The following is a 17,466-nucleotide window of genomic DNA, read 5'->3' on the forward strand; positions in this document are numbered from 1 at the left end:
AAGGGGGTACTCTCCCGACATGAGCCATCCACAACTCGAGGGCACGGAGATCGTCGACTCGGTACTCGATCTGATCGGCAACACCCCGATGGTCCGACTGAAGCGGGTGAGTGAGGACCAGGGCATCGAGTGCAGCCTCGTGATGAAACACGAGGTCACGAATCCCGGCGGATCGTCGAAAGACCGTCCCGCGCTCGAGATGATCCTGGCCGCCGAGGCGAGCGGTGAGCTCCAACCGGGCGGCACCATCGTCGAGCCGACGTCCGGCAACACCGGTGTCGGACTCGCCATCGTGGCCGCGCAGCGCGGCTATCGCTGCGTGTTCGTGATGACCGACAAGGCCGGCAAGGAGAAGGTCGACCTGTTGCGCGCGTACGGCGCCGAGGTCGTGGTGTGTCCGGTCGCCGTGGCGCCCGAAGACCCACAGAGCTACTACAAGACCGCCGAGCGGCTCACCGTCGAGTTGGGCGCCTATCGCCCCAATCAGTACTCCAACCCGCACAATCCGACCGCCCACGTGAAGACCACCGGCCCAGAAGTGTGGCGTCAGACCGCCGGTCGCATCACCCACTTCGTCGCCGGCGCCGGCACCTGTGGTTCGCTCACCGGCACGGGCCGCTACCTGAAGTCCATGAACCCCGACATCCAGTTGATCGCCGCCGACCCCGAGGGTTCGGTGTTCTCCGGCGGGTCCGGTCGGCCGTATCTCGTCGAAGGTGTCGGCGAAGACTTCTTCCCCGCGGCGTATGACGGCGACCTGTGGGACGAAGTGATCCCGATCAGCGACGAGGAGAGCTTTCTCACCGCCCGCTACGTGAGCCAGACCGAAGGGATCCTGATCGGCGGGTCGGGTGGTACCGCCGTCGCCGCAGCGCTGCGCATCGCTCGCCGTAGCGATCCCGACGCGATGATCGTCGTCTTCAACCCCGACTCCGGTCGCGGTTATCTGTCGACGGTGTTCAACGAGAAGTGGATGGCGAACTTCGGCTTCCTCAAGGAATGCGACCAATGCGTCGGCGCCGTCCTCGACACCCGCAACGCGTCGATCGAGAACCTGCTGTACGTCAATCCCACCCAAACCGTCGCGAACGCGATCGAGGTGATGCGCTCCAACGGTGTCAGTCAGTTGCCCGTGTGCAAGAACTCCCCGCCGTTCGCGAACGCCGAGGTCTCGGGATCGGTCGACGAACTCGAACTGATGGAGGTCATCCACCGCGACCCCAGCGCGATGTCGATGGAGGTCGAAAAGGTGATGGGGCCGAAGCTACCGACGATCGGCGTCGGACAGAAGGTGGAACTGGCCGTCGAGATGCTCGAGACCTCCCCCGCGTTGCTGGTGCTCTCCGGGGGTCGCCCGCTGAGCGTGCTGACGCGCACGGACGTGTTGTCGTACTTCACGGCCGTTGCCGAGGCCGCCCAGCACACCACCGACCTCGAGAACGAAACGGAGCATGCCGATGGGTGACACCGAGACCGAGACCGGCGCCGAACGTGGGCTCGCCGGCTTCTCGACGCGGGCGATCCACGCCGGCCAAGACCCCGAGCCGACCACCGGCGCCGTGATCCCACCGATCTCGCTGTCGACGACGTTCGCGCAAGACGGCGTCGGCAACCACAAAGGATTCGAGTACTCGCGTTCCGGCAATCCGACGCGCACCGCGATGGAGATCCAGGTCGCGTCGCTCGAAGAGGCCCGCTACGGGATGGCGTTCGCATCGGGCCTCGCCGCCGAAGACAACATCTTGCGGCTGCTCACGCAAGGCCAGCGGGTGATCCTCGGCAACGACGCCTACGGCGGGACGTTCCGCCTGATCTCCAAGGTCTGGGCCCCGCTCGGCTTTCCGTGGTCGGCGGTCGACCTGACCGACCTCGACGGGCTGCGCGACAACTGGCCGAGCGACACCGGCATGGTGTGGCTCGAGACCCCGACCAACCCGCTGCTGACCTGCTTCGACATCGAGGCGATTGTGTCGATCGCGCACGAGCGCGGCGCGATCGTCGTCGTCGACAACACGTTCGCCACCCCGTATCTGCAACAGCCGATCACACTCGGCGCCGACATCGTCGTCCATTCGGCCACCAAGTACCTGGGCGGGCACAGCGACGTCGTCGGCGGATTCGTCGCGACCTCGGACGACGGGTTGGCCGAACGTCTGTCGTTCACGCAGAACGCTGCCGGCGCCGTGCCGTCGCCATTCGACTGTTATCTCGTCCTGCGTGGCGTGAAGACGTTGGCGGTACGCATGGACCGCCACTGCGAGAATGCCCGCGCCGTGGTCGACCTGCTCGTCGATCACGACGCCGTCGAACGGGTCCTGTATCCACAGCTCCCCGACCATCCCGGCCACGAAGCAGCGGCCAAACAGATGCGCGACTTCGGCGGCATGGTGTCGTTCACGCTGCGCGCCGGCCGAGACGCAGCGATGCGGGTCGCAGCCGCCACCTCCATCTTCACGCTCGCCGAGTCGCTCGGTGCGGTCGAGAGCCTCATCGAGCATCCCGGGGCGATGACCCACATGTCGGCCGCCGGATCACCGCTCGAAGTGCCGGACAACCTCATCCGGCTCTCGGTCGGGATCGAAGACGCGCACGATCTCGTCGACGACCTCGCCGCCGCGCTCGACACGATCTGAGCTGTCTGGCGGGTGTGGTTTGCCCGGCGAGCGTCCGTGCCATGCTGGCACCATGACCGCCTCGAGCCCCCCAGGACACATCGACGCCGACCCTCTCGCCGGTTCTGCTCCGGAGTCTCCCGCCACATCGACCGAGCATCCGATCGTCGTCGCCGCCAACCGACTGCCGGTGAAGCGAACCCCCGAGGGGTGGGCACCGTCGCCAGGCGGACTGGTTCGAGCGCTGCTGCCGATGCTGCGGGCGTCGGGCGGGACGTGGGTCGGATGGACCGGCGAACCCGACGACGTGCCCGAGCCGTTCACCGTCGACGGTGTCGATCTGCACCCGATTCCGATCAGCGAGGAGGAGATCGAGCTCTACTACGAAGGCTTCTCCAACGACGGCCTGTGGCCGCTGTACCACGACGCACTGCGCGAATCGACCTACGACGCGGCGCAGTGGGACGCGTACCGAACGGTCAACCAGCGCTTCGCCGACAAGCTCGCCGAGATCTCCCCCGACAACGCGTTCGTCTGGATCCACGACTACCAACTCCAGCTCGTGCCGGCGATGCTGCGAGCGCAGCGGCCCGACCTCACGATCGGGTTCTTTCTGCACATCCCGTTCCCGCCCGTGGAGTTGTTCACGCGACTGCCGTGGCGCGACGAGATCATCGAAGGACTGCTCGGCTGCGACCTGCTCGGCTTCCAACGGCCGATCGGCGCAACCAACTTCGCTGCGTGCGCGCACCAGTTGCTCGACACCGACGAGAGCGACGACGTCATCGAGAACGACGGACACTCGACGCGCCTCGGCGTGTTCCCCATCTCGATCGATGTCGCCGAAGTCGAGGAGATGGCTGCCGGTCGAGCGTCGCGCAAACGCACGAGTCAGATCCGAGCGCGACTCGGCGACCCGGAGGTCATCCTGCTCGGCGTCGATCGCCTCGACTACACGAAGGGCATCGGACTTCGGCTCAAAGCGTTCGGTGACCTGCTCCAGGACGGTCGTCTCGACCCCGAACACCATGTCCTCGTCCAGGTCGCCACGCCCACGCGAGAAGCCGTGGAGCACTACCGCGACGAGCGCCAGGAGATCGAGCGGCTCGTCGGCGAGATCAATGGACGCTTCAGTCGGATCGGCCTCCCGGTTGTGCACTACCTGTACCAGACCCTCCCCTACGACGAACTCGTGGCGTTGTATCGGGCAGGCGACGTCATGCTCGTCACCCCGTTCCGAGACGGCATGAACCTCGTTGCGAAGGAGTATGCAGCAGCACATATCGACGGCGACGGCGTGTTGGTGCTGTCGGAGTTCGCTGGAGCGGCCGACGAGCTCACCGATGCCGTGTTGGTCAATCCGCACGACGAGGCGGCCCTGCGCGACGCGATCGTCGAAGCGGTCGAGATGCACCGGCACGAACGCCGCGGTCGGATGGCCGGGCTCCGCAATCAGATCCGCAAGAGCGATGTGCAGAGCTGGGCCGATCGCTACCTGGCCGCGCTGTTGGCGGCGGGAGACGCATCGTGAGCGAGCACGCCGTCGACGACCCGGCCGAGTTGGCCGCGATCCTCGCCCAGTTGCCGTCACCGATCCTGCTGGTGTTCGACTGCGATGGTGTTCTCGCGCCCCTCGTCGACCATGCGGACGATTCGGTGCTCACACCGGGCGTCGCCGAGCGCCTGGTCTCGCTGGCAGCCGCTCGACCTGGTGACGTGCGAGTGGCGGTGCTGTCGGGGCGCTCGCTCGACGGACTCGCTCAGTTTGCATTCGACGAGTCGATCATCGTCGTCGGCAGCTACGGCGGCGAGCGACGCGATCGCGAACCGCACCCACTCGACGACGACGAGGCCGCGCTCTTGCGTCTGCTCGACGACGAAGCCACCCGCGCCTGTCAACTCGCCGGCCCCGGTGCTTGGGTCGAACGCAAGCCGGCGAGCGTGGTGCTCCACGTGCGCCAGGCCGATCGCGACGCCGGCGCCAAGGCGCTGGCCGACTTGGCGCAGCGACAACGATCGATCGCCGGGTCGCAGGCACACGCCGGAAGCGACGTGCTCGAGTTGATGGCCCGCCCGAGCAACAAAGGGCTCGCGTTGCAGCAGCTCTGCGACGACGAAGCACCAGCGTCGACCGTGTACCTCGGCGACGACCTCCCCGACGAAGACGCGTTCGCCGTCCTCGGCGCCGGCGACATCGGCATCAAGATCGGCCTCGGCGAAACCCGAGCGCCCCATCGACTCCAGGACCCGACCGCCGTCTCGGTATTCCTCGACCGGCTCCTCGACCGGCTCCTCGACCGTGCGTCAGAACAATGAGGTCTGCCCAGCTGGCGGCGTGCGACGCACCCCGGTCCACGGGTTGTAGTTGTCCATGAACACCCAGCTCCGACGGTGGATCGCCGACGGGCCGTACCCCTGGATCGCGAACTTGTGCAGCGGGCACGGGTATCCCTTGTTCGTCGCGAACGACCAGTGCGGGTAGTGCTCGGCCTCGGCGCGCATCTGCCGATCACGCACCACTTTCGCCAAGATGCTCGCGGCGGCGACGCTCAGGCAGCGACGGTCGGCCTTGACGACGAGCTCCACGGCGCCCACCGCTGGCGACACGAAATCCCACTTGCCGTCGGTCACCGCGACGTCGGGGACCACGCCGAGGCCCTCGATCGCTCGACGGGCCGCGAGCTTCTGCGCAGCCGACATCCCGAGCTGGTCACATTCCTCCTGCGTGACGGCACCCACCGCCCAGGCGTCGCACCAGTCGGCGATGCGGTCGAACAACGCCTCGCGGCGCCGTTCGGAGAGCACCTTGGAGTCGCGTACGCCGTTGACGCGACGCTGTCGCGGGAGGATCGCTGCGCCGACCATCAGCGGTCCGGCCCACGCTCCTCGACCGACCTCGTCGATACCGACCACGATCTCGTGACCGCGACCCCACAGCAACTGCTCGATCTCGCGGGTCGGTGCCGCCTGCCGGCGGGCCGCCGTGCGAGCAGGCGGAGCGCTACGAGCGACGTCAGCCGATGTCGAGTGGGCCACGAGTTCGGCCCGTTCAGGCGAACGAGCCACCGTCGGGGTCGACGTCGGCGATGCTGGTCACGGACAGTGTCGCCGAACGCGGCGCAGCCGGGGCGGCCAGCAACGCTTCACCGATCGCTTCGTGGGTCTCCCACGACGAGTCGATGGCAGGAGCGGTGAGTCGCATCGGAGCGCCGTGCTGCTCCCACAGCACCGCCGGGCGTTCGCCGTGCCACCGGATTGCGAACGACACGGCGGTCGTCGATGCGGCCGGAACCTGATGCACTTCGAAGTTGCTGCCCAACCAGCCGACCGGGAACCCTGCTGGCAACAGCGCTGCCGTGTCACTCCCCGTGTCGCCCGCCGTGTGGCGAACGAGGCGACGCTCGATGCCGCGGACGAAGCGCCCGACCGACTCACTGCGCCGGAGCCCGGCAAACGACACGTCGTCGCCAGCAGCGACCGACTCGGTCGAGGCAGCGACCGTTCGTGCAGTTCTGCGGCCTCGCCGCGGTTCGATCATGCGCTCGATGTCGCGAGCCGCGCGTTCGTCGCCGGCGCGTCGCGCGACGAATCGGGCCGCATCGAGTGCGGTGCGACGATCGGGCGAATCGCTGTGGTCTCGCCCGACGAGTTCGGTCGGCGCGACGATGTCGAGCAACCACGACGCTGCATCGTCGCCGCATCGCACCAGTTCAGCGACATCGAGGAGGAACCCGACCGGATCGATTGCGGCATCGACGGGGCCTTCGAGCAGCAGGTCACAACGCGCTGCAGTCAGCGCCTCGACCAACGACTCGTCAGGCAACACCAACCGGCTCGCTCGCTCGGTCACATGGGTCCAGCCGCGAACGACCGACATCGCGGGTGGAACCGCAACGAAGCGATGCCCCCCTGCGTCGGCTGCCGGCACGAGCACACGCACCGTCGCCCGATGGCCGATCGGCAGCAGGATCGCATCGTCGGGCAGATCGATGCCTTGGATCTCGACTGCCGCTGGCGCTCGCTCGGTGAGCACCCTTGCGCCGGATGCGACCACGGCGACGGCGAAGGGCATCGGCGAGTCGTTCTCGAATTCGACGACCATGCAGCCGCCGAGCTCCGGGACCGCCCACACTCGCTGGACGGCATCGCCGTCGGGCACACGAACACGGGTCTCGACGACGGGCGTACCTTCGATCCGACGCTGCCGGACCGTGGGCTCGTCGGCAGGCACGTGCCATCGGTCGTCGGCGGCAACGAACCAGTCGAGCGTCGGCCGCTCTGACTCGGTGCCGGGTCCGGCATGCTCGCGCATCTCCTGAGGCTCGCGACCCCACGCGAACATCGCACCCCACGGACTCACCGTCCAGCGGGGCAACAGCCCGGTCACGCCGATCGTGATGCCGAGATCGACCCCGACCTGCTCCGCGTTGCTCGCCATCGCCGTCACTCGTTCATCACTCCGCTTCGCTCACGTCGGCGATCCCGCCGACATCTCGTCACTTCTCGATCTCGCTCTTGCTGCTGCGCTCCATCAGAGCGGACAGCGCTGCCGATGCGGAGAGACCGTCGTGGCAGACGGCCACGACCTGCTCGGTGATCGGCATCTCGACACCGTATCGGCGAGCGAGCTCGAGGACGCTGGGACACGACTTCACGCCTTCGGCGACCATGCTCATGCTCTCCACGATGTCGTCGATGCGCTCTCCCTCGCCGAGGCGCTGCCCAACGGTGTTGTTGCGGCTCTGCGTCGACGAGCACGTGGCGATGAGGTCACCCATCCCGGCGAGACCGGCAAAGGTCATCGTGTCGCCACCCATCGCCTCGCCCAGCCGAGTCATCTCCGCAAGCCCCCGCGTGATCAGCGTCGCGCGAGTGTTGTCGCCGAAGCCCATGCCGTTCGCCATGCCCGAGGCGATGGCGATGACATTCTTCACGACGCCAGCGACCTCACACCCGACGACATCGGGGTTGGTGTAGACGCGCAAGCTCGGACGGCTGAAGATCCGCTGGAGTTCGGCGGCGACCCGAGCATCGTCGATCGCCACCACGCTCGCCGCGGGCTGGCCGTCGATGATCTCCTTGGCCAAGTTCGGCCCCGTCATGACAGCGACCGGATGGCCGGGCATCTCTTCCACCGTGACCTCGCTCATACGCATCTGCGTGCCCCGCTCGAGCCCCTTGGTGAGCGTGACGACCGGAACCCACGGGCGCAGATACTGCGCGGCTTGCGCGGCCACGTCGCGATAGCCGTGGCTCGGAACAGCCATCACGACCACGTCGGCGTTCGAGACCGCCTCCTCGAGCGAACTCGTGGCTGCGAGGCCACCAGGCAGTTCGAACGTCGGCAGGTAATCGGAGTTGCGGTGGTGCTGGTCGATCTCGATCGCGAGAGCAGGCCGCCGCGCCCAGAGGGTCGTCGGCGTGTTCGCCGCGGTGAGTGCAGCGACCGTGGTCCCCCACGACCCGGCACCGATGACCGCAACCTTGATCTTGGGCAATCCCGTCATGCCCAGACCGTAGTTGGCCGGACCACCGTGGACGCCCGCTGGGAGGCCCGGAGCACTCGTGGTCCTACATTGTCGACGTGGACGTCGCCGCGCTCATCCCGGTCAAGGCCTTCTCCTCGGCCAAGCAGCGTCTGTCCCATGCGCTCACTCCCGCCGAACGGGTCCGGTTCGCTCGCTGGATGGCCGAGGGGGTCGTCGCCGCGGTAACGCCGATGCCGGTGGTCGTCGCGTGCGACGACGACGAGGTCCGCGACTGGGCACGATCGCTCGGCGCCGACGTCGCGTGGGGGCCCGGGCTCGGGCTGAACGGTGCGGTCGACGACGGGGTGCGCCACATCGCACGAGCCGGATTCGACCACGTCATCGTGTCGCACGCCGACCTGCCACTGCCGCACCATCTCGTCCACGTGCCGCGCCCCGGCGTCACCACGCTGGTCCCCGACCGCCGCCACGACGGCACCAACGTGATGTCGTTCCCTGCCGACGTCGCGGTGCCCGCTTCGTATGGTGGCGGCTCGTTCCGGCGACATCTCGCCGCTGCCTACGACACCGGCAAGCGCGTCGTCGAGGTTCGTGTCGATCTCGAACTCTCGCTCGACGTCGACACGCCCGCCGACCTCGCCCATCCACTGCTCTCGGAGGTGCTGCCCGAATGGCTGCCAACGATCCCGGCCAACCGCTTCACCCACGTGTCTCGATGACCGACCCGTCGTCGTTCTCGCGTGATCTGGCGACCCCGTCGTCCGCGCTCGCGATCGGAGCGCATCCCGACGACGTCGAGTTCGGCTGCGGCGGATTGCTGGCGAAGTGGGCGGCCGACGGCTGCGTGATCCACCACCTCGTCTGCACCGACGGATCGAAGGGCACCTGGGACCCCGACGCCGACGTCTCGGCACTCGCCGACCGGCGACAGATCGAGCAGCGCGAAGCGGCCCGGCGGCTCGGCGGCGACCACGCGGGTGACGTCCGGTTCCTCGGTCACGTCGACGGGGAGCTCCGCAGCGACCTCGACGTTCGGGCGGCGGTCGCCTTGACGATTCGGCAGCTGCGTCCGGCGGTCGTGCTCGGCCATGATCCCTGGAAGCGATATCGGCTCCATCCCGATCACCGTCACGCCGGCTTGCTCGCCTGCGACGGCATCGTCGCCGCACGCGACCCCCACTTCTTCCCCGAACAGCTCCGCGACCACGGTGTCCGCCACCATCGGCCCGAGGCCCTCCTGCTGTGGGAAGCCGACGAGCCCGACCACGTCGAGGACGTCTCCGCCACGGTCGATGCGAAGCTGCACGCACTCGAAGCTCACGAGAGTCAGTTCGAGTCGACGATGAAGGCGGTCGACGATGCCGAGCTCGAGCGATTCCGCCAGCGGATTCGGGCTCGACTCGGCGAGCTCGGCGCGCCGTTCGAACTCCGCGCCGCGGAAGTGTTCAAGCTGATCACGAGCCTGTGACGATCACCCTCTGACACCGGCTGACACCGGCTGACACCCGGCTGACACCCGGCTGACAACGCAGAACGGGCGGGGGCCGTAGCCCCCGCCCGTTCCGGAACACCATCGCTGCAGCACGAGGCTGCGGGCGACTACTTCTTCTTCGCTGCGGTCTTCTTCGCAGCAGGCTTCTTGGCCGCCGTCTTCTTGGCTGCCGTCTTCTTGGCCGCGGGCGCCTTCTTCGCAACCGCCTTCTTCGCAGCTGCCTTCTTGGCCGGAGCCTTCTTGGCTGCCGCCTTCTTGGCAGGCGCCTTCTTCACGGCTGCCTTCTTGGCCGGAGCCTTCTTGGCTGCCGCCTTCTTCGCAGGCGCCTTCTTCACGGCTGCCTTCTTGGCCGGAGCCTTCTTCGCAGCTGCCTTCTTCGCAGGCGCCTTCTTCACGGCTGCCTTCTTGGCCGGAGCCTTCTTCGCTGCCGCCTTCTTCGCAGGCGCCTTCTTCGCAGCTGCCTTCTTGGCCGGAGCCTTCTTGGCAGCTGCCTTCTTGGCGGGGGCTTTCTTGGCTGGACGCTTCGCGGCCATCAGATCACTTCTTCTTGCCGTTCAGCGCTTCCTTGAGCGCCGAGCTGGCCGAGAACTTCATTGCGGTCGAGGCCTTGATCTGCACCGGCTCACCCGTCTGCGGGTTGCGGCCGGTGCGAGCGCTGCGCTCGGTGGTGCTGAACTTGCCGAAACCCGGCCAGGTGACGGCTTCGCCCTTCTTCGTTTCGGCGACGACGTGATCGAAGAACGCTCCGAGCGTGCGCTCGGCGTCGGCCTTCGACACACCAGCGGCGTCTGCCACTGCGTCGATCATTTCTGCCTTGGTTGCCATTGAATCCTCTTTCGATGAGTGACCATTCCCCCGCCACGGATGCGGCAGGGCCGATTCAGCGCCCGCTCTTTCGGGCCCGAATGACACACACGTAACTTACCGCGGACCCCGATACACAAGTACCAAAGTCTTTGCATCTGCAATCAGAGGCATCTGCAACCCTTGCGCTGTCTGGCCTCGGCGCCCCGCCGGGAGTGTCGACGGCCTTCGACGCACCCGACTTCACGGTTCATCCACCATCACCCCCTGCTCGTCGGCTACAACAGAGTTCGTTGCGTATGAGTTCCCTTCTCGGCCCTCACGACCCGAACAACGACCAGGAGTAATCGGTGACCGACCTTCTCCCGTCCGACACGCCCGCCGCATCGACTGCGGCGAACGAGCTTCGGGAAGGAGGTGTGCCAACACCCACCGAGCCGGTTCCGACCGCGTCGAGGCACGAGGTTCCCACTCCCCGAGTCGCGACCGGCGCCAGAACCCGACTGGTCCTCGACACCTCCGTCTTGATCGCCGATCCGACGTGCATCTTGGAGTTCAAGGACGTCGACGTCGTGATCCCGCTCACGGTGGTCGAGGAGCTCGACGGCTTGAAGAGTCGCAGCGACGACGTCGGCCGGGCCGCCCGAACCGCGCTTCGCACGATCGAAGAGCTCCGAGTTCGCCACGGCGGCTCCCTGGCCGAGCCCGTCGCGACCGGAGCGCACGGTGCCACCGTGCAGATCGAGATCAACAACATCCGCAAGCATCTGCTGATCGAGCACGGCCTCGACCCATCCGTGCCCGACAACCGGATCATCGGTGCAGCGATCGGCCAAGCCGACTTCGGACCCACCACGATGATCAGCAACGACGCGGCCCTCCGGATCAAGGCGGCCCACCTCGGCGTGAGCGCCGCCGAGCACCGCCTCACCGCAAGCGACCGATCGGTGACGGCGATCGGTTGGTCGACGATCGACGCGGGCTACGAGATCATCGACTGCCTCTACGCCGCCGGAGCGATCGCGATCGACGCGGTCGTCGAGACCAACGCTGACCGCCCTCGAGAGAACGAGTTCGCCGTGCTGCGCTGCGGTTCGCAGTCCGCCCTCGTGCGCACCGTCGACGACGAATTCGTCCTGTTGCCGCAGACGGCTCCCGAGCCTTGGGGGCTTCGTCCACGAAACAAGGAGCAGCGGTTCGCGCTCGAACTGCTCCTCGATCCCGACATCGCAGTCATCGCGCTCGACGGCCGGGCCGGTACCGGCAAGACCTTGCTGGCCATCGCTGCCGGACTCGAGCTCGTCGTCGAGCAGCGCCGGTACGAACGACTCGCGGTCTATCGCCCACTCGTCCCGGTCGGTCGCGCGGATGTCGGCTTCCTCCCCGGTGGCCTCGACGAGAAACTCGACCCGTGGATGTCGGCCATCCACGACGCGATCGTCGCGTTGAGCGACCACGGCAACAGCCACGATGCGCGCAACCTCGTCGACGAGTTGACCGATCGAGGGCAGCTCTCGCTCGAGTCGGTCACCTTCCTTCGGGGACGCTCGCTCCAACGCCAGATGGTGCTGATCGACGAGGCCCAGAACCTCGAGCCGACCACGCTGCGGACGATCCTCACCCGCGTCGGCGAGGGAACGAAGGTGATCTTCACGGGCGATACCAGCCAGATCGACGCGCCCTACCTCGGCGAGTCGAACAACGCACTGAGCGTGTTGGCCGGCGCCTTCGCCGATCAACGCTGTTTCGGGCACATCACGTTGACCGCTTGCGAACGCAGCTCTGTCGCGAGCCTCGCCGCCGAACTGCTCTGAACGTCAGCACCACACGACGCGCATGCCAACCATGTCGCAGGGCCGCTCTAGGGTGGCGTCGTGGCACTCCCCCGGTTTGCGGTCGTCGATCTGGAGACCTCTGGCCTGTCGACGTCGCGGCACCGGGTCCTGCAGATCGGCGTGGTCACCGTCGACGCGGACGGCACGGTCGTCGACGAATGGGAGAGCCTGGTGCGCTTGCGCTGGCCGCTCGCACGCGTCGGCCCCACTCACGTGCACGGCCTGACTCGCTCCGACCTTCGCGGCGCGCCGCGCATCGGTTCGGTCCTCGACGAGTTCGAACGACAGGTCGGCGAGTCGCTGTTCACCGCGCACAACGCTGGCTTCGATGGATCGTTCCTGATGCAAGCTGCTCGTCGCCGTAACGGATGCACGCCACCGTGCTTGTCGCCGCGTTTGTGCACGCTGCGCATGTCTCGCAGGCTCGACCCCGAACGCACTCTGTCGCATCGACTCGGCGACGTGTGCGCTCGCTACGGCGTCGCGATCGAGCGGCCGCACGATGCGTTGGCCGACGCGTCGGCGACGGCAGCCATCCTCCCGCACCTGTTGGCTGCGCACTCGATCACCGAGTTCGAGCAGCTGACGCCGTTCTTCGACCGCGAGCCCGCCGCCGAGACCCGCGGGCCGATTCCTCAGTCTCGATAGCGATCGAGCATGCGTCCAGCGAGCTCGTCGACGGTCTGGCGGAACGACACCGGCTCCACGAGTTCGGCATCACGGCCGAGACGGATCAACAGGCGCGCCATCCACCGCTCGCTCGCCAGTGGCATCGTCACCGTGGCCCACCCGTCGGGCCCGTCCTCGACGACCTCGTCCACCGGATAGCGATCCACGACCCAGCGCGCCCTCGGCCCGACTCGCACCACGGCACGGGGCACCTCGACGTCGGTGAAGAACGGAGCGGGCGCAACATCGGTCCCCTCGTTGGGCACGGTCGCTCCCGTCCACTCCACCGCTTCGAAGCGGTCGATGCGGAACGTGCGCCGCTGCGACGATCGAGCATCGTCGGCGAGCACGTACCAGTTGCCCTGCTCGACGAAGACGTGACGCGGGACCATCACCCGCTCGCTGACTTCATCACGAGACGGCGAGTAGTAGCGGACCTGCAGTTCGGCGGACTCCGCGACCGAGCGGACCACGAGATCGGCGAATCCGGGTCGGTCGAGGTCGATCGCCACGCCAGCGGTGTCGTCACCCGTGTCGGGGGTGTCGAGACCGACCGCTCCCAGCGCAGCAGCCAGCTTGTCCATCCCGCGGGCCAGCGATCCGTCGGCGTCGAAACCCGGGAGCTCCATCGCCGCCCGCGCCGACACCAGCAACGAGAACGCCTCGGGTGCCGTCAGACGCAAGGTTCGAGTGAACAACCGAGGCACTCCCACGTAGACCATCCCGTCGTCCACGAACACATCGATCATCTCGTCGACGTAGGGCGGGAGCCCGCACATCGCGACGAGCTCCAGATCACGGGTCACCTGCGCCGGAGACATGTCGAAGCGAGCCGCGACGACGTCGAGCGGTACCTCGCCTTCCTCCATGAGGTACGGCAGCATGACGAGCAGGCGACGCAGGCGGTCCTCGGCATTGCGGGGGCCGCTCATCGGGGGTCTCCGGTACCGACAGCGCGCAGCCAGTCGACGATGTGCGCACGGACCGGTGCGGGTCCGAGCACCACTGCGTGGTCGGCGAGGCCCAGCACCCACGATCGGAACGCGTCGAGATTGGTCGCCGGCACGAGGACCTCGATCACACCGTCGGCTCCACGATGCACCACGCGATCGGAGCCGAGTTCGCGTTCGATCGCAGCGGCGCGCATCGCCGAGATCTCGACGGTCGCCTCGACACCGTCGTCGGCGGCGTGCCCGATCTGCTTCGGATCGGCGGGAAAGGCCGAACGTGGATCGAAGTCGGCGGGCCGAACGAACGCGTTCGGCGATCCGACGTCGATGTCGCCTTCGATGCGGTCGACCCGAAAGGTGCGCTTCCCCTCGCGCAGATGATCGAACCCGACGAGATACCAGAACCCGCCACGGAGGAGCACGCCCCACGGCTCGACCTCGCGAGGTTCGCCGCGGTAGCCGAACGAGATCACCGACCGCGACGACACCGCCGCGCGGATCGTGGGCAGTTCTGGCCGGTCGGGTAGCACGGCCGACACCGACGGCCGCTCGTTGCCGACCGCACCGCCCAGTTTCCAGATCGCATCTTGGCCAGCATCGGTCCGGATCGTGGCCACCGCGACCTGCAGCGCTCGCATCTCGTCGGGGTCGAGATCGAGATCGTCGAGCTCGTACGCCGATCGATCGATCCAGTACTGCGCCTGTCCGCCCAGCTCGCTGCCCGACACGACCGTCATCTCGATCGGGACACCGATGCCGCGCAACGCAGACTTGTCGCGCTCGAAAGCCTGGCGCGCCGCTGCATCGCCGTCCGGATACTGCCCGGCCAACTCCGTGCGAATGCGTCGAAGGGACAACGGCTCGCGTGTCTCGAGCAAGAGCGCCAGCAGGTTGGTCAGTCGCTCCACCCGGTCGGCCATCCCGACACGATAGGGCTCTGCGTACCAGCACGTCCGACTCCCGAATTCGTCGGTTCGTGAATCCAGGCCCGACCAAACGGCCGGGTGGCTCGTAGAATCAGGGAGCAGATGAGTTCCTTCGACATCGATGCCGTCCGCAGCCAGTTTCCGTTGCTGTCCGAACGCACGATCGACGATCGCCGCCTGGTGTACCTCGATTCCGGGAACACGTCACAGAAGCCGCGCCGGGTCATCGATGCGATGTCGGAGTTCATGGAACGGTCGTATGCGCCGATCAACCGCAGCTCCTACCGGCTCGCCGGTGAAGCCACCGACGCCTACGAGGGCGCTCGTGTCGCGATCGCCCGACTGATCAATGCCCCCTCGGCCGACGAGGTCGTCTTCACCAAGAACGCCACCGAGTCGATGAATCTGATCGCTCAGGCGTGGGGCCGAGCGAACCTCGGCGCCGGTGACGTGGTCGTGCTGACGGCGATGGAGCATCACGCCAACATCGTGCCGTGGCAGATGCTCGCCGCCGAGCGCGACATCGAGATCCGCTGGATCCCCCTGACCGCCGACGGCCAGCTCGACCTGTCCGACCTCGACAACCTGCTCGACGGTGCGAAGGTGCTCTCCTTCACCGCGATGAGCAACGTCCTCGGCACACTGCCACCGGTGCAGAGGCTGTGCCGTGCTGCGCACGATGCCGGCGCGCTCGCCGTCGTCGACGCCTGCCAGTTCGTGCCCCACAACGTCACCGACGTCCAGACGTGGGACGCCGACCTCGTCGCGTTCTCGAGCCACAAGATGTGCGGGCCGTCGGGGATCGGAATGCTGTGGGGCAAGATGGCGATCCTCGACGAGATGCCGCCGTTCATCGGCGGCGGGAACATGATCGACACGGTCACCTTCGACGGATTCACGACCGCGCCGGTGCCGGCGAAGTTCGAAGCGGGAACCCCGCCGATCGTCGAAGCGGTCGGGCTCACCGCCGCCGTCGAGTTCCTCGAGGACATCGGCATGGCCAACATCCGTCAGCACGAGATGAACCTGACTCGCTACACCCTCGACACGCTGCAGGCCCGCTTCGGTGACGACATCACGATCTTCGGCCCCGACAACGTCGAGGTGCGCGGCGGAGTGTTCAGCTTCACCTTCCGCGATCTGCACCCGCATGATGTCAGCCAGGTGCTCGACGAGACCAACGTGTGTGTGCGTGCCGGCCACCATTGCGCCAAGCCCTTGATGAAGACCTTGGGCGTCGCTGCGACGACCCGGGCCAGCGTGTATCTGTACAACGACGAGGCCGACATCGACGCGCTGGCCGACGGCCTGGACGGCGCGACCGATATCTTCGGTTTCTGATGCGAGGACGTGACCATGTCGGGACTTGAAGACCTCTACCGCGAGATCATCCTGGATCACTACCGAACACCGCGCAACCGCGGTGAACTCGATCCGCCCGCGACGCGCACGGAGGGCCACAACCCGCTGTGCGGCGACGAGATCACCGTCTACCTGGCCCTGGAGGGCACCGGTGACGAGGCCATCGTTTCCGACATCAAGATCTCGGGCCAAGGTTGCTCGATCTCGCAGTCGTCGGCGTCGATGATGACCCAGGCGGTCCTCGGCAAGCCGATCGGTGACGTCAAGGCGGTGCTGCGTCGGTTCAAGGCGATGATGGGCGTCGAGAGCGCCGACGCCGTCGATGCCGACGACGACATCGACCTCGGCGACCTCGAGGCGCTCCAAGGCGTCGTCAAGTTCCCGGTACGCATCAAGTGCGCCGTGCTCGGCTGGAACACCCTCGCGAGTGCGCTCGACGAGGCCGGCGCCTCGGCGACCGACTGAGCGAGTCGGCCGCCTCGACCGGCGTCGTTCAGGTTCATCCGATTCGGATTCGTCCCGTCCGGGTTCGCATCGGCTCGGTCCGGCCGTGCAGGCTTCGTCCGATGAGTTCCGCTCCGCAGTCCCCGTTCCCACCCGACATCGCCGACGCTCGCGCTCGGCTCGGCGCCTCGTACCGCCGGCTCGGACACGCGATCGCCGGGCACCTCGTCGAGGTCGACGTGCTCGATCGGCTGACGACGGCGCTCGATGCCGCCACCGCTGAACTCGATGCGCTTCCCGCACGCGATCGCGTCTCGGAACGTCCGACCGGCGATTGGGGTCCGCCTCCGGCGAGTGGCGAGGCGATGTTCAGCTTCGACGAGCGACCGGTCTCGGGGCGCGCTGCGCCGCTCGGGTTCGACGTGTCGGTCACACGCGACGGCGACGAAGCAGTCGGGCGACTCACGCTCGGCAAGGCACACGAGGGAGCGCCGTCGCGCAGCCACGGTGGGATCATCTCGGCGCTCTTCGACGACCTGTTCGGCTTCGTGCTGACGATCGCCGAGCAAGCAGGGTTCACCGGCGAGCTCACGATCCGCTACGAGGCCGGCACACCGATCGGCGTGCCGCTGGTGTGTCGCGTGCGCATGGTGGAGCGAGTCGGCCGGAAGCTGTTGATGACCGGTGAGCTCACGCCGGAGTCCGATGAGACGCAGGTGTTCGCTCGAGCGACCGCGACGTTCATCGCCATCGACCCGGAACGCTTCCGCCAGCTGACCACCGACTGAGTCTTCGACAGCCGGGTCACCGACGGCCGGTTCACAGGCGGCGGGGTCACCGGCGAGCGCGCCGACGCCAGGCCACGAATCGCGGCCGACTACGT

The 17,466-nt window shown here is 67.3% G+C and carries 18 protein-coding genes; 11 read left to right on the forward strand and 7 right to left on the reverse strand.

What is annotated here, in order from left to right:
• Positions 1-19 precede the first annotated feature (19 nt).
• From ACE37B_RS22465 to otsB, 4 genes are read left to right on the forward strand one after another with little or no spacing between them, the layout of a single operon-like run.
• Positions 20-1,465 carry a pyridoxal-phosphate dependent enzyme gene (locus ACE37B_RS22465; protein WP_409925584.1) on the forward strand — a complete coding sequence of 482 codons (1,446 nt, stop codon included), beginning with the start codon at positions 20-22 and terminating at the stop codon, positions 1,463-1,465.
• Complete coding sequence (locus ACE37B_RS22470; protein ID WP_409925585.1) at positions 1,458-2,633, forward strand: cystathionine gamma-synthase; 1,176 nt, start codon at positions 1,458-1,460, stop codon at positions 2,631-2,633. The genes ACE37B_RS22465 and ACE37B_RS22470 overlap by 8 nt, the downstream gene beginning before the upstream one ends.
• A 52-nt stretch (positions 2,634-2,685) precedes the next feature.
• Positions 2,686-4,143 (forward strand): trehalose-6-phosphate synthase, encoded by a 1,458-nt coding sequence (locus tag ACE37B_RS22475; RefSeq protein ID WP_409925586.1) that lies wholly within the window; start codon positions 2,686-2,688, stop codon positions 4,141-4,143.
• Entirely contained in the window at positions 4,140-4,928 is a 789-nt protein-coding gene (otsB, locus tag ACE37B_RS22480; protein ID WP_409925587.1) for a trehalose-phosphatase, read from the forward strand. Before ACE37B_RS22475 ends, otsB begins: the two co-directional genes overlap by 4 nt.
• On the opposite strand, the gene ACE37B_RS22485 is transcribed toward otsB, so the two are convergent.
• Genes ACE37B_RS22485 through ACE37B_RS22495 form a run of 3 tightly spaced genes read right to left on the reverse strand, consistent with a single transcriptional unit; the run spans position 4,917 to position 8,119 of the window.
• Entirely contained in the window at positions 4,917-5,678 is a 762-nt protein-coding gene (locus ACE37B_RS22485) for a ribonuclease HII (protein WP_409925588.1), read from the reverse strand. The genes otsB and ACE37B_RS22485 overlap by 12 nt on opposite strands.
• Entirely contained in the window at positions 5,662-7,050 is a 1,389-nt protein-coding gene (locus tag ACE37B_RS22490; protein ID WP_409925589.1) for a hypothetical protein, read from the reverse strand. The genes ACE37B_RS22485 and ACE37B_RS22490 overlap by 17 nt, the downstream gene beginning before the upstream one ends.
• Before the next feature lie 58 nt (positions 7,051-7,108).
• Positions 7,109-8,119, reverse strand: a complete 1,011-nt coding sequence (locus ACE37B_RS22495; protein WP_409925590.1) for an NAD(P)H-dependent glycerol-3-phosphate dehydrogenase — start codon at positions 8,117-8,119, stop codon at positions 7,109-7,111.
• Positions 8,120-8,196: 77 nt separating this feature from the next.
• Here ACE37B_RS22495 and cofC point away from each other — a divergent pair, with 77 nt between their 5' ends.
• On the forward strand, positions 8,197-8,820 hold the full coding sequence (gene cofC / locus ACE37B_RS22500) for a 2-phospho-L-lactate guanylyltransferase (protein WP_409925591.1): 624 nt from the start codon (positions 8,197-8,199) through the stop codon (positions 8,818-8,820).
• The gene (locus tag ACE37B_RS22505; protein ID WP_409925592.1) at positions 8,817-9,569 is read left to right on the forward strand and encodes a PIG-L deacetylase family protein; all 753 of its coding nucleotides are present in this window, start codon (positions 8,817-8,819) and stop codon (positions 9,567-9,569) included. The genes cofC and ACE37B_RS22505 overlap by 4 nt, the downstream gene beginning before the upstream one ends.
• A 131-nt stretch (positions 9,570-9,700) precedes the next feature.
• Here the strand turns inward: ACE37B_RS22505 and ACE37B_RS22510 are convergent, their stop codons facing one another.
• Together ACE37B_RS22510 and ACE37B_RS22515 are read right to left on the reverse strand one after the other, a co-directional pair.
• On the reverse strand, positions 9,701-10,126 hold the full coding sequence (locus ACE37B_RS22510) for a histone H1-like repetitive region-containing protein (RefSeq protein ID WP_409925593.1): 426 nt from the start codon (positions 10,124-10,126) through the stop codon (positions 9,701-9,703).
• A gap of 4 nt (positions 10,127-10,130) precedes the next feature.
• Entirely contained in the window at positions 10,131-10,418 is a 288-nt protein-coding gene (locus ACE37B_RS22515) for an HU family DNA-binding protein (RefSeq protein ID WP_409925594.1), read from the reverse strand.
• Between the two features lie 329 nt (positions 10,419-10,747).
• Between ACE37B_RS22515 and ACE37B_RS22520 the strand changes: the two genes are divergently transcribed.
• Both ACE37B_RS22520 and ACE37B_RS22525 read left to right on the forward strand, forming a co-directional pair.
• Positions 10,748-12,211: a PhoH family protein gene (locus ACE37B_RS22520; protein ID WP_409925595.1), complete on the forward strand. Its 1,464-nt coding sequence runs from the start codon at positions 10,748-10,750 to the stop codon at positions 12,209-12,211.
• Positions 12,212-12,271: 60 nt separating this feature from the next.
• Positions 12,272-12,880 (forward strand): PolC-type DNA polymerase III, encoded by a 609-nt coding sequence (locus ACE37B_RS22525; RefSeq protein ID WP_409925596.1) that lies wholly within the window; start codon positions 12,272-12,274, stop codon positions 12,878-12,880.
• On the opposite strand, the gene ACE37B_RS22530 is transcribed toward ACE37B_RS22525, so the two are convergent.
• Together ACE37B_RS22530 and ACE37B_RS22535 are read right to left on the reverse strand one after the other, a co-directional pair.
• Positions 12,868-13,833, reverse strand: coding sequence for a helix-turn-helix transcriptional regulator (locus ACE37B_RS22530; RefSeq protein ID WP_409925597.1), 966 nt, complete (start codon positions 13,831-13,833; stop codon positions 12,868-12,870). The genes ACE37B_RS22525 and ACE37B_RS22530 overlap by 13 nt on opposite strands.
• Positions 13,830-14,771, reverse strand: coding sequence for a helix-turn-helix transcriptional regulator (locus tag ACE37B_RS22535; protein ID WP_409925598.1), 942 nt, complete (start codon positions 14,769-14,771; stop codon positions 13,830-13,832). Before ACE37B_RS22535 ends, ACE37B_RS22530 begins: the two co-directional genes overlap by 4 nt.
• A 108-nt stretch (positions 14,772-14,879) precedes the next feature.
• On the opposite strand from ACE37B_RS22535, the gene ACE37B_RS22540 reads away from it, so the two are divergent.
• From ACE37B_RS22540 to ACE37B_RS22550, 3 genes are all read left to right on the forward strand, one after another.
• Complete coding sequence (locus tag ACE37B_RS22540; RefSeq protein WP_409925599.1) at positions 14,880-16,118, forward strand: aminotransferase class V-fold PLP-dependent enzyme; 1,239 nt, start codon at positions 14,880-14,882, stop codon at positions 16,116-16,118.
• A gap of 15 nt (positions 16,119-16,133) precedes the next feature.
• Complete coding sequence (gene sufU / locus ACE37B_RS22545; RefSeq protein ID WP_409925600.1) at positions 16,134-16,604, forward strand: Fe-S cluster assembly sulfur transfer protein SufU; 471 nt, start codon at positions 16,134-16,136, stop codon at positions 16,602-16,604.
• A 101-nt stretch (positions 16,605-16,705) separates the two neighbouring features.
• Positions 16,706-17,371 carry a PaaI family thioesterase gene (locus ACE37B_RS22550; RefSeq protein ID WP_409925601.1) on the forward strand — a complete coding sequence of 222 codons (666 nt, stop codon included), beginning with the start codon at positions 16,706-16,708 and terminating at the stop codon, positions 17,369-17,371.
• Positions 17,372-17,466: the final 95 nt, after the last annotated feature.

It is taken from the genome of Ilumatobacter sp. (assembly GCF_046290335.1).
GTDB lineage: Bacteria > Actinomycetota > Acidimicrobiia > Acidimicrobiales > Ilumatobacteraceae > Ilumatobacter_A.

What these genes read in the sequence shown, in the direction of transcription:
- ACE37B_RS22465 (WP_409925584.1), top strand. Translation starts at nt 20, where the DNA reads ATGAGCCATCCACAACTCGAGGGCACGGAGATCGTCGACTCGGTACTC.
- ACE37B_RS22470 (WP_409925585.1), top strand. Translation starts at nt 1,458, where the DNA reads ATGGGTGACACCGAGACCGAGACCGGCGCCGAACGTGGGCTCGCCGGC.
- ACE37B_RS22475 (WP_409925586.1), top strand. Translation starts at nt 2,686, where the DNA reads ATGACCGCCTCGAGCCCCCCAGGACACATCGACGCCGACCCTCTCGCC.
- ACE37B_RS22490 (WP_409925589.1), bottom strand. Translation starts at nt 7,050, where the DNA reads ATGGCGAGCAACGCGGAGCAGGTCGGGGTCGATCTCGGCATCACGATC.
- ACE37B_RS22495 (WP_409925590.1), bottom strand. Translation starts at nt 8,119, where the DNA reads ATGACGGGATTGCCCAAGATCAAGGTTGCGGTCATCGGTGCCGGGTCG.
- ACE37B_RS22505 (WP_409925592.1), top strand. Translation starts at nt 8,817, where the DNA reads ATGACCGACCCGTCGTCGTTCTCGCGTGATCTGGCGACCCCGTCGTCC.
- ACE37B_RS22510 (WP_409925593.1), bottom strand. Translation starts at nt 10,126, where the DNA reads ATGGCCGCGAAGCGTCCAGCCAAGAAAGCCCCCGCCAAGAAGGCAGCT.
- ACE37B_RS22515 (WP_409925594.1), bottom strand. Translation starts at nt 10,418, where the DNA reads ATGGCAACCAAGGCAGAAATGATCGACGCAGTGGCAGACGCCGCTGGT.
- ACE37B_RS22530 (WP_409925597.1), bottom strand. Translation starts at nt 13,833, where the DNA reads ATGAGCGGCCCCCGCAATGCCGAGGACCGCCTGCGTCGCCTGCTCGTC.
- ACE37B_RS22535 (WP_409925598.1), bottom strand. Translation starts at nt 14,771, where the DNA reads ATGGCCGACCGGGTGGAGCGACTGACCAACCTGCTGGCGCTCTTGCTC.
- ACE37B_RS22540 (WP_409925599.1), top strand. Translation starts at nt 14,880, where the DNA reads ATGAGTTCCTTCGACATCGATGCCGTCCGCAGCCAGTTTCCGTTGCTG.
- sufU (WP_409925600.1), top strand. Translation starts at nt 16,134, where the DNA reads ATGTCGGGACTTGAAGACCTCTACCGCGAGATCATCCTGGATCACTAC.
- ACE37B_RS22550 (WP_409925601.1), top strand. Translation starts at nt 16,706, where the DNA reads ATGAGTTCCGCTCCGCAGTCCCCGTTCCCACCCGACATCGCCGACGCT.